At 36.5% G+C, this 10664-nt stretch carries 5 protein-coding genes; 4 read left to right on the forward strand and 1 reads right to left on the reverse strand.

The features are described 5' to 3' along the window. Window positions 1–11: 11 nt before the first annotated feature. Window positions 12–2828: a M16 family metallopeptidase gene (locus tag FLACHUCJ7_RS00375; RefSeq protein WP_180907483.1), complete on the forward strand. Its 2817-nt coding sequence runs from the start codon at window positions 12–14 to the stop codon at window positions 2826–2828. A gap of 238 nt (window positions 2829–3066) precedes the next feature. After that, the gene (locus FLACHUCJ7_RS00380; protein ID WP_180907484.1) at window positions 3067–3756 is read left to right on the forward strand and encodes a dioxygenase family protein; all 690 of its coding nucleotides are present in this window, start codon (window positions 3067–3069) and stop codon (window positions 3754–3756) included. A gap of 144 nt (window positions 3757–3900) precedes the next feature. Here the strand turns inward: FLACHUCJ7_RS00380 and FLACHUCJ7_RS00385 are convergent, their stop codons facing one another. Continuing rightward, a complete protein-coding gene (locus FLACHUCJ7_RS00385; RefSeq protein ID WP_180907485.1) occupies window positions 3901–5847 on the reverse strand; it encodes a glycoside hydrolase family 97 protein in 1947 nt (648 codons plus the stop codon). Between the two features lie 1210 nt (window positions 5848–7057). Here FLACHUCJ7_RS00385 and FLACHUCJ7_RS00390 point away from each other — a divergent pair. Together FLACHUCJ7_RS00390 and FLACHUCJ7_RS00395 are read left to right on the forward strand one after the other, a co-directional pair. Beyond that, window positions 7058–7420: a hypothetical protein gene (locus FLACHUCJ7_RS00390; protein WP_180907486.1), complete on the forward strand. Its 363-nt coding sequence runs from the start codon at window positions 7058–7060 to the stop codon at window positions 7418–7420. A 470-nt stretch (window positions 7421–7890) separates the two neighbouring features. Continuing rightward, window positions 7891–10664, forward strand: a 2774-nt coding sequence (locus tag FLACHUCJ7_RS00395) for a choice-of-anchor D domain-containing protein (RefSeq protein WP_180907487.1), incomplete at its 3' end; no start/stop codon positions are given.

Below are 10664 nucleotides of genomic sequence, written 5' to 3' on the forward strand. Positions count from 1 at the left end.
AAAAATATCAAATGAAAATCTTTCAATCAAAATATTGGCTTTTTCTCCTTTTCATCGGATTTAAAAGCGCTGCTCAGTTTTCGACTACAGTTCCGCTCAGCAAAGACGTAGTTTCCGGAACATTAAAGAACGGAATGAAATATTATATTCTTCATAACGAATGGCCAAAAGACCGTGTCTGTTTTTATTTCGCTCAGAATGTCGGAGCGATTTTAGAAAATGACGATCAGAACGGACTGGCGCATTTCCTGGAACACATGGCCTTCAACGGAACACAAAACTTTGAAGGAAAAGGGATTATCGATATGCTGGAGAAAAAAGGAGTTAGTTTTGGAGCAGATATCAATGCGTATACTGCACAGGATCAAACCGTTTACAATTTGAGTAACGTTCCTGCAAACGATTCTAAATTGATTGACTCCTGTCTTTTGGCATTGCACGACTGGTCTGGTTTTCTTTCTTTAAAGGATACTGAAATTGATGCAGAACGTGGTGTTATCAGAGAAGAATGGAGAACGAGAAGAAACTCAGAATTCAGACTTCGCTTAGAAACAGATAAGGTTTTGTACAAAGATTCTAAGTATGCAAAACGAGATGTAATTGGCGATTTAAATCTAATCAATACGTTTGATTATCAGGTTTTAAGAGATTATTATAAAAAATGGTACCGACCGGATTTACAAGCCGTTATTGTGGTTGGAGATATTGATCCTGCAGTAATTGAAAAGAAGATTATCGAAACTTTTTCTGCTATCCCAATGCCTAAAAATGCGGCAGAACGTTATTATGTTGCTGTTCCAAAAAACAAAGCAATGAACTACGTTTTGGCGAAAGACAAAGAAGCGCAGGAAACAAGTGTTGTTTTGTATTTTAAAAAGGATTTTGATAAAGTTAAAAACAACGAAACGATCAGAAGGGATTTGGTGAACAATCTGTGTACCGATATGATGAACAGACGGTATCAGGAATTCATTCAGAATAATGAAACAGCTGTTTTAAATATTGGCACAGGAACATCAGAAGTTTCAAGATTAACCAATTCGTACTATTTATATGTAACCCCAAAAAATAACAAAACGCTGGAAGGTTTCAAAGAAATGATGATTGAAACGGAAAGAGCGGTTCGTTACGGATTTACTCAAAAAGAATTAGACCGCAACAAAGAAGCTGTTTTGAGTTCATACAAAAACTCACTGCAAAATAAAGACAAATTTGAAAGTGATGGACTTTCAGAAGAATTAGTCAATTATTTCTTAAAAGCAATGCCATTTGAGAGTATCGAAACACAGTATGAAAAGGCAAAGTCAAGACTGGCTTCTATAACCTTAGCTGAAATAAATCAGGCGGTTAAGAAATTGCAGACAACTGATAATAGGGTCATGACAGTTACAGGTCCTGACAAAAGTGAAATTGTTTATCCTTCAAAAGAAGATTATGTTTCGATTATGGCATCTGTTAAAAAAATGCCGCTTGAAAAATACAAAGAAAGCGATACTGACCGGCCTTTGATTGCATCAGATCTGAAAGGTTCTAAAGCTTCAAAAGAAACTGCAATTGAAGGAATTGCAGGGGCAAAAAGTTACGTTTTGGCAAATGGGGCAAAGATTGTTCTGTATCCGACTACCTTAGCAAAAGACGAAGTGTTGTTCTCTGCGTTTAGTTTTGGAGGAAGTTCGTTAGTAAAGACAGAAGATATTCCGTCATCTCAAATCGCAGTGAGTCTGGTTGAAAATTCTGGTCTGGGCACTTTTAAAAGTACCGATTTAAAAGACAAACTAAACGGAAAAATTGTTGATATTAAGCCTTATATAACTGAATTGACTGAAGGTTTTAAAGGTTCAGGCAATCAAAAGGATTTTGAAACTTTATTGCAATTGCTGTATCTGTATTTTGAACAGCCAAGATTTGATAAGGATGCTTATAGCCGAATGGTTACGGGTTTTAGTAATTCGTTAGAAAATTCAGCTAATACGAATCCGAAAGTTTTTCAGGATACAATTTCACAGCTCAATTACAATAGAAACAAAAGAGTTCCGTTAATAAACGAAGAATTTCTGAAACGATTGAGTTTTGAAAAAGCATCAGAAATTTATAAACAAAGAATTCAAAACGCTGCCGATTTCACGTTTGTCTTTACCGGAAATCTTCCGGATAATGTACTTTCATTAATTGAAAAATATATCGGAAGTATTGCATCAGATGTAAATAAAAAAGAAAATTTTGTAGACAATCATCTTGATCCTGCACCGGGAATAGCCAAACAGTTATTAGTGCGCGAAATGAATGTTCCAAAATCAAGTGTTTACATTCGTTTTGTAAAACAGTTTCCATACAACTATAAAAATGTATTCATATCGCATATTTTAGCAGAATTACTATCTAAAAAATACCTGGATTTAATTCGTGAAGAAGAGGGTGGAAGTTATGGGGTTCATGTAAATTCAGGTTTAAGCAGACTGCCTTGGGATGAGTATTCAATGACAATCAATTTTGACAGTGATCCTGAAAAAGTAGAAAAACTAACAAAAATAGTCTATGAACAGATAAATTTAACGCAAAAAGATGTAACAAAACAGGAGGAAATAGAGTCTATTAAGAACACAGTTTTAAAGGCAAGAGCAGAGAAAGTGATGACAAACAGTTTTTGGCTTAACAGCCTAAATAATATGATCCTAAACAATGATACATTTAAAGATGATGTTATTTACAAAAAAACGCTGAAAGAAATAACAGCCGAAGATGTAAAAGCTTTCGCAAAGGAATTTTTTGCAAATCCTAAAACTGTCGAAGTAATTATGAAATCAAAGCCTCAGGTTGCTGCACCATAATAGTAAGAAATTGGTTTTTCATTCATTTTTTAGAAGTATTTTGAATTAGTAAGCGTATACAACTAACTTGAAAAACCCAAAGAGCTGTTTAACGACAGCTCTTTTTTTTCGACTTTACTTTTACAATAAACATATCTTATAGATATTTTTGGCTAAATCAATAAAAAAAGGTAGGGTTTCTCACAGTTGAATTGTTTAAGAATAAACCACTTTTTAGATTAAACTTCGAATATCAACCATGGATAGAAAAAAATTTTTAAGAAACGGTCTTTTCGGATTAGGCACTATTATTGCACTTCCAACCGCTATTTCATCCTGTTCAAAAGATAATGATAACGAATCATCAGATGATACGGGTAATAATTCGGGAGGTGATTGCAGTGTTTCGCCAACTGAAACCAAAGGGCCTTTTCCTATACTGACTCCCGCTCAATATGTTAGGGCAAGTATTATAGGCGACAGGACAGGTGTAGCACTTTTAATGACCCTGACCATAGAAGATAAAAGCAATGGATGTACGCCGCTTGCAAACGTATTTGTTGATGTCTGGCAATGTGATAAGGACGGATTATACTCTCAATATAGTACACAAACCAGCGCCAGCTATTTAAGAGGAAGGCAGACTACAGACCAAAATGGAAAAGTTTCTTTTATTAGCATATTTCCAGGCTGGTATCCGGGTAGGGCACCTCATATTCATGTTGAAATAGTAACTTCTGAGGGCAGGTCGCTTTTGGTCACTCAAATTGCCTTTCCGGTTTCCACTTATACATCGGTTTATGCAACTGATGGTTATAATGGAGCACCCGACACATCAAATACACAGGACAGTATATTTTCGAATAGTTTATCCGGAAATATGGCTGATTCTGTTACAGGAAACAATACTGATGGCTATACTTTATTAAAAAAAATAACTGTAGCGTAAAGGATAACACATCTTTCTTTACCTCAGACAAAGGAATAATTTACTTCATTATAATGCTTTTTTAATAGATTGATTTGGTTAAAAAAAAGTCACTCCTTTTACGAGTGACTTTTTTGGTTTTTAAAATGGATGAATGATAATCTTCTAAGGAACAAATAGTACAGTTCCTCCATTGGCAGAAAGCTCCAGATTGAATTTAGTTTTATTACCAAACTTCTGAGTACTGAATTTTGATTCCTGACCGTCGCCATCTGAAATAATAGCTACATTTTTACCTTTAAGCATCGACAAATCTACAGTGATTTTTTTAGTGCTGTTTTCTCCATTGATGGCTGCAATGTACCATTTTGTGTTTTTTCTTCGGGCAATTACACAATATTTACCCGGATAGCCATCTATAAAACGGGTTTCATCCCATACTGTCGGAACATTTTTCAGGTAATCAAATAAATAAGCGGGTTTTTCCTTTAAGTTTTCAGGCGTTAATCCCAAGTGCTGAACGGCAGAAAAAAACACAACAGCTGTTGCCATTTCAAAAGCATCAGTAGTTTTTCGAATTGTTCCTTGGTTAGGGTTACGGTTTAAACGTTTATTAAGGAAAACCGGACCAAAATCCATTGAGCTTACGGCATTTCTGGTAAAAGGATAAATAGTAGCTGTCGAAGGATATCGGTCACTGAACGCCTGCTGAAAAACCAGATTTTCAGAGGCTAGTACCGCTTCGCTCGTCATAAAATTAGGGTACATTCTTTCCCACCCGCGAGGAAGGGTAGTACCGTGAAAATTGATGTTCAGACCAAATTCAGCTGCATCGGTAAGGATATCATGATACAGTTTCATGGTAGCCTGTTTATCGCCGCCAAAAAAATCGATTTTTAAGCCTTTTACGCCAATTTGCTGCAGCCATTGCATCTCTTCTCTTCTGGCTTCAGCTGTGTTCATTCTGTCTTTTGGGGTTTGCGGAGCAGTGTTCCAGTTTCCGTTAGAATTATACCAAAGCAGGACACCAACATTTTTAGATTTGGCATAATTCACCAGTTCGGTCATTTTTTCTTTACCAATAGTAGTATCCCAAAGGGCATCAATCAGGATGAATTCGCATTTCATGTCGGCTGCAAGATCAATAAAAGTTTTCTGATCGTTATAATTGCAGCTTTCGTCCTGCCACACAATCCAGCTCCAGCTTGCACGGCCTGCATCAAATATTTTCGAAGTTTTTACAAGCGGTTTAACCACATCTGTCGAAGCAGTCGATTCAACAATTGGTTTTAAAGTTCGTCCAAGAGTAATCGTTTTCCACGAAGTCTGCATAGGTAAAATTGCAGAAGCTGTAACAGGCTCCTGATTGTTATTTTCGCCATCCTGAGGAAAAGTAACAGTATAGATGCCGTCTGAACCTGCATCGCTTAATCGGGTTCCCACATACGTATCGCTGACACCGGTTTCAGAAAGTAACAGCCATCCTTTATTGCCTAGGTGAAACAGCGCCGGAAAAGTATAACCCAATCCGTATTGAGATTTTGTTCCCACGGGTTCTTCCCGGGTGTATTCTTCTTCATAAGACGGTTTCGTTTTTTGCCAGCCGCTGGATGGCGGAGCCTGAGGCGTGATAAAAGTGGTTGTTCCTGCTGGGAGTTTAAATTCTGTTATTTCTTTTTCAACAGTACAATTAGTCGTATTCTTTTTGCTTTTCGGAATCAGATAACTAAAAGCGACATCAGTATTCGTAATTCTGAAAATTATATTTATGGTGTCGTTTGAAGCATTCGTAAAGATACATTTTAATTCATTCGCCTTATAATTGATCTGACTGACTTTTGAACGGTTGAGCTGATAAGATTCCTGAATTTTGACTGATGTATAGCCCGCCAGTTTAAGCCCTTTTGTAAAGTCACCTGCAGAACTAAGAAGTCCTATGGATGATTTTCCAAGGAATTCATCTTTTTGATAAAATATGCTGTAATAAGCTTTGCCGTCAGTAACGGAAATTTCCATTTTTATATTTTTATCAGGACTTGAGGCAGATACTGTTTGCGACTGAAGCGAATTTGAAAGAGAGAAGTAAAGTAGACTAATCAGGATAGATCTCATGATAGGGTATTTGGTTGGTTAGTAAAGCTCTTCGGAAAAAGAATATAAGTGTAAAAATAACACTTTTTTTAAGATTTGACAAAATAGAATGTTTTTTTAAATCAGTAAGTGGTTTGCAGGATTATTTCTGAATTAGAGGGAGTATTTGAAAATGATTAAATTTTCTAAGAATAAAAGGAGAGTATGTTTTTATTTCAAATTTCGTAACACGAACAGCTTTACTATTTCCATGTGATATTTATTTCAATTTAGCATGTTTGATGAAACATTATTATTTTAGCCTCAAAAGTAGAATGCTTCGGAAATCTTTCGACGCAAAAATAAAAGCTTTTATAGCGCAATTCAGAGGTGTGAGGGATGTGGAATTTTTCTTTTTAGGCGAACGAATATGTATACTTAAACTTTTTTGCTTCACAGGTTTTTGGATTACTCTATAAATCGCGATCGGCTTCTTCGGATCCAAGATGACTTTGTAAATACGAAAAGTGTTTAAAATAAAAAAGCACCTCATTGAGGTGCTTTTAGCGGAGAAAGAGGGATTTGTGTTCCATTTCTAACCGATTGATATTATTGATTTTAATAATTTTAAAAATCCTAGGTTTTCGCTTTTGCATCTATAATTATCGTGCAAATTATTCGAAATCTTATAGTACAAATGTATGAAAACTAAAGGATTAATCAACATAAAACCTTTACAAATTGTTCAATAAATGAACTAGTTATTGAACTTATTAACTACTATTTAGAGGTTTACTAATTAATACTTTCTTTGAGTACCTCATCCAATAATTAAAGGTTGAACCTGTTCAATCTTTAAGCTGGTGTAGTTACAGAACTCCTCAACTGACACAAACTCATTTTCAAGCTTACTCAGGTCGTTTCTTATTTTTTATAATAATCTAGCACTTTGTCTATAAATTTTGCCTGTAATGCGTTGTATATCTTTTGGGTAGATACATATCTGTGTCGTCCTAAAATAACTATACAGATTATTAAATAAATCCTGTTATAGCTATACAAATATAATTTTTAATCCTAAACTTACTATACAGCTGTTTTTTCACTTACTAAGGAGAAGCAGATAAAAATTTTAGTTGGAAATTATTATTCCACATTACTATTTCTTTTAGATAAAATCACAGAAATAAATAATAGTAGTGATTTACACAGAGATAGTCTAAAAGAAGTAACAACTACTTTAATATCTTGTTTGAATGAATTAATAATTTTTATAGAATCAAGATTCGCAAACTATTTAACGGCCCCTTTTCAAATTGTTGAAAGTAAGACAACTAGTCCTATAGTAATGAATGGCTTTTCTGGTAAAGTTTTATGTAAACTATCAACCGATCAAACAGCCTTAATATTAAGGGCATCCGATGAATTAAAAATTCTTATTTCAAAATCAATGAATTATTTATTTAAAACAATCGTTCCCTTTTTATCCACTCCAAACAAAGCAGATCTGTCTTATAATGCCATGCGAAGCAAAGCTTATGTTTTTGAAGAAAGGGATAAGCAGATAGCAATTGAAACATTGGAACGAATGATCAAACAGATTAAAGAATACTAACCAAATAATTTAAAATTTTAAAACATGAAAAAGTTATTATACATTTTAACAACCGTGGTTCTTATAAAAGCGGTACAAAATTCAAATGCTTTTTGTGATTTGAGCAATACAATACAATGCCCTTCAACTTGGTTTAGGATAAACTGGTTGCTACTTATTGCTTAATTTATTCATGTTGGCTCAATCAATGGAATAGATTTAAATACCCAACATTGGATAATAGCATAATCAACTTGTATTCTGGATATTACCCTTATTTCTTACCTTGAAAACAACAATAACGTTTAGTTTGTATACACATTATGATTTTTAAACTCTAAAAAGGAGGTAAACAAACTTATGTGACAGAATTCAAATTCTCATACGGCTATTTTGTAATTTCATGACATTGCTTACTAAAATTTTATTTTTAAATATTAAATTTGCGGAAATTTTAACAACCCACCGACAAAATAATATAAAACCCTTTTATGAAAAAACTTTACATTTTTTTGCTGCTACTCTTAAGTTCTTTTCAGATTCAAGCACAATGTCTGTCCTTGGCAACACCTTATAACAGTGACAACTCTAATAAAGGTGTTATGTTTAATATTACTACAGGAGCTACTCCTATAACAATCAGCAGTTTTGATATGAACATGATAGGATATAGTACAGGTCTCTTTGAAATTTATTACAAATCGGGTACTTATGTGGGTTATGAATCAAATAGTGGAGCCTGGACATTGGCTGGAAGCGCAACGGTAACTGCTTTAGGGACAAATAATCAAACCCCCATACCCATTGTTTTGGATATTGCCATTCCTGCTAATAGTACTTTTGCATTTTATATTACAAACAATGACCCCGGTATTCCTGCCGGAGTGCGTTACACCAATGGTACCCCTACAACCATAGCCACAGATAGTTACATAAGCATTGTAGGAGGTGTTGGTAAAGCTTATCCTTTTGGTACTGATTATCCTAATCGAAGAGTAAATTGCACCCCTCACTATTACATCACTGGAGGAAGCTGTGCCCAAGAAATGAACCTAAAAGGCAACAGCACAAACATTGCTGATGAAGACTCCACACCTTCAACGGCTGACCATACTGATTTTGGTGCTACGGAATTAACATCAGGTTCAGTAGTACGAACTTTTACGATAGAAAACACAGGAGCGTTGCCACTCAATCTGACTGGAACACCATTAGTAGCCATAAGTGGTACCGATGCTTCCGATTTCTCGGTAACTACCCAACCAACATCGCCAGTGGCAATATCAGGAGGAACTACCACTTTTCAAATTACCTTTAATCCATCGGCAATAGGATTGCGAACCGCTACAGTGAGTATTGCTAATAATGACTCTGATGAAAACCCTTACAATTTTAGTATCCAAGGTACTGGGTATGAATTCCCGACAGCCACAACAAAGAATGTAACTTGCAAAGGAGGAAATGATGGAGCTATTAATCTATCGGGAGTAGAATCATTAAAAGGTAGCCTAACTAGTAATAATTCAGGTGGAGGTATTAGTTTTGATGTTACGCTGAACCGTCCTCTTAACATAACAGGATTTGATTTGAATCTATCTACAAACAGCATGATTCGCTTTTATTACAAATCTGGTACCGCCAATGGGAACGAACTAGACGCTGGAGCCTGGACATTTGTAGAAGAGATTTCGGTAACTGCAGCTGGTTTAAATAACGCCAGTAAACTAAACTTGACAACTCCTCTTGCATTGCCAGCAGGTAATTATGCCTTCTACTTAACTTCAAGTTCAACCTTGCGATATTTAAGTGGATCTAATACAGCTAATGTATGGCAATCTAACGCTGATATGAGTATATATGAAGGTAAAGGTAGACCTACGATTACTCCTGGAGATGAATTTTCAGTTCCCCCCATTACTACAAGAAATTTTTCTGGAAACATTAACTATGAGAGCGTTTCGTATTCTTATCTATGGTCTAATGGTGCAACTACAAAAAACGTTACTGGACTTACTGCTGGCAGTTACAGCCTAACGATTTCAAGTAATGGGAATTCATCAACGTCATCGCAGTCTTACACGATAACTGAACCTAATACCACATTAGTTGCAGGTAGTACTAACAATCCAACTACTTGCCTGCCCACAGATGGCAGCATTAGTTTTGCAACTACTGATTTAGCCAATGGTACTTATACTTTAAACTATGCGAAAGACGGAACCCCCACAACAGCAAACATAACGATTACTTCAAATGCGTTTACACTATCAGGTTTGGGTGCTGGTACTTACTCTTCATTTTCGATCATTAACGGGGCTTGTAGTATTTCTCAATCAACTTCCAAAATACTAACTGATCCGGCTAGTCCAACACTTACCGCTGGTACAGCAACCAATCCTTCGACTTGTGGGGGTAACGGAAGCATCGCTTTTACATCAACTAATCTGCCTGACGGGACGTATGCTTTGAGCTTTACAGCATCAGGGGCTACCGCTACGGCAAGCCCGGTGAATGTTACGGTATCGGGTAATGCTTTTACACTTTCTGGTCTGAAAGCAGGAACCTACAGTGATTTTTCTATAACCAATGCCGGATGTACAGGGTCTGTAGCGACATCCAAAATAATTTCTGATCCGGCTAGTCCAACACTTACCGCTGGTACAGCAACCAATCCTGCCACTTGTGAGGGTAACGGAAGCATCGCTTTTTCATCAACTAATCTGCCTGACGGGACGTATGCTTTGAGTTTTACAGCATCAGGGGCTACCGCTACGGCAAGTCCTGTGAATGTTACCGTTTCCGGCAATGCTTTTACACTTTCTGGTCTGAAAGCAGGAACCTACAGTGATTTTTCTATAACCAATTCCGGGTGTACCGGCTCTACAGCGACAGCCAAAACCATTTCGGATCCGGCTAGTCCAACACTTACTGCCGGAGCGGCAACCAATCCTGCGACTTGTGGGGGTAACGGAAGCATTGCCTTTACATCGACAAACCTGCCTGACGGCACATATCCTTTGAGTTTTACTACATCAGGGCCTACCGCTACGGCAAGTCCGGTGAATGTTACGGTTTCTGGCAATGCTTTTACACTTTCTGGTCTAAAAGCAGGAACCTACAGTGATTTTTCTATAACCAATTCCGGATGTACCGGCTCTACAGGGACTGCTAAAACCATTTCTGATCCGGCTAGTCCAACACTTACCGCTGGTACAGCAACCAATCCTTCGACTTGTGGGGGCAACGGAAGCATCGCTTTTAGCTC

It is taken from the genome of Flavobacterium salmonis (assembly GCF_903819435.1).
GTDB classification, from domain to species: Bacteria; Bacteroidota; Bacteroidia; order Flavobacteriales; family Flavobacteriaceae; genus Flavobacterium; species Flavobacterium chungangense.

Excerpts from the sequence above, each read along its gene's own strand:
- FLACHUCJ7_RS00380 (WP_180907484.1), top strand. The coding sequence starts at position 3,067 with ATGGATAGAAAAAAATTTTTAAGAAACGGTCTTTTCGGATTAGGCACT.
- FLACHUCJ7_RS00385 (WP_180907485.1), bottom strand. The coding sequence starts at position 5,847 with ATGAGATCTATCCTGATTAGTCTACTTTACTTCTCTCTTTCAAATTCG.
- FLACHUCJ7_RS00375 (WP_180907483.1), top strand. The coding sequence starts at position 12 with ATGAAAATCTTTCAATCAAAATATTGGCTTTTTCTCCTTTTCATCGGA.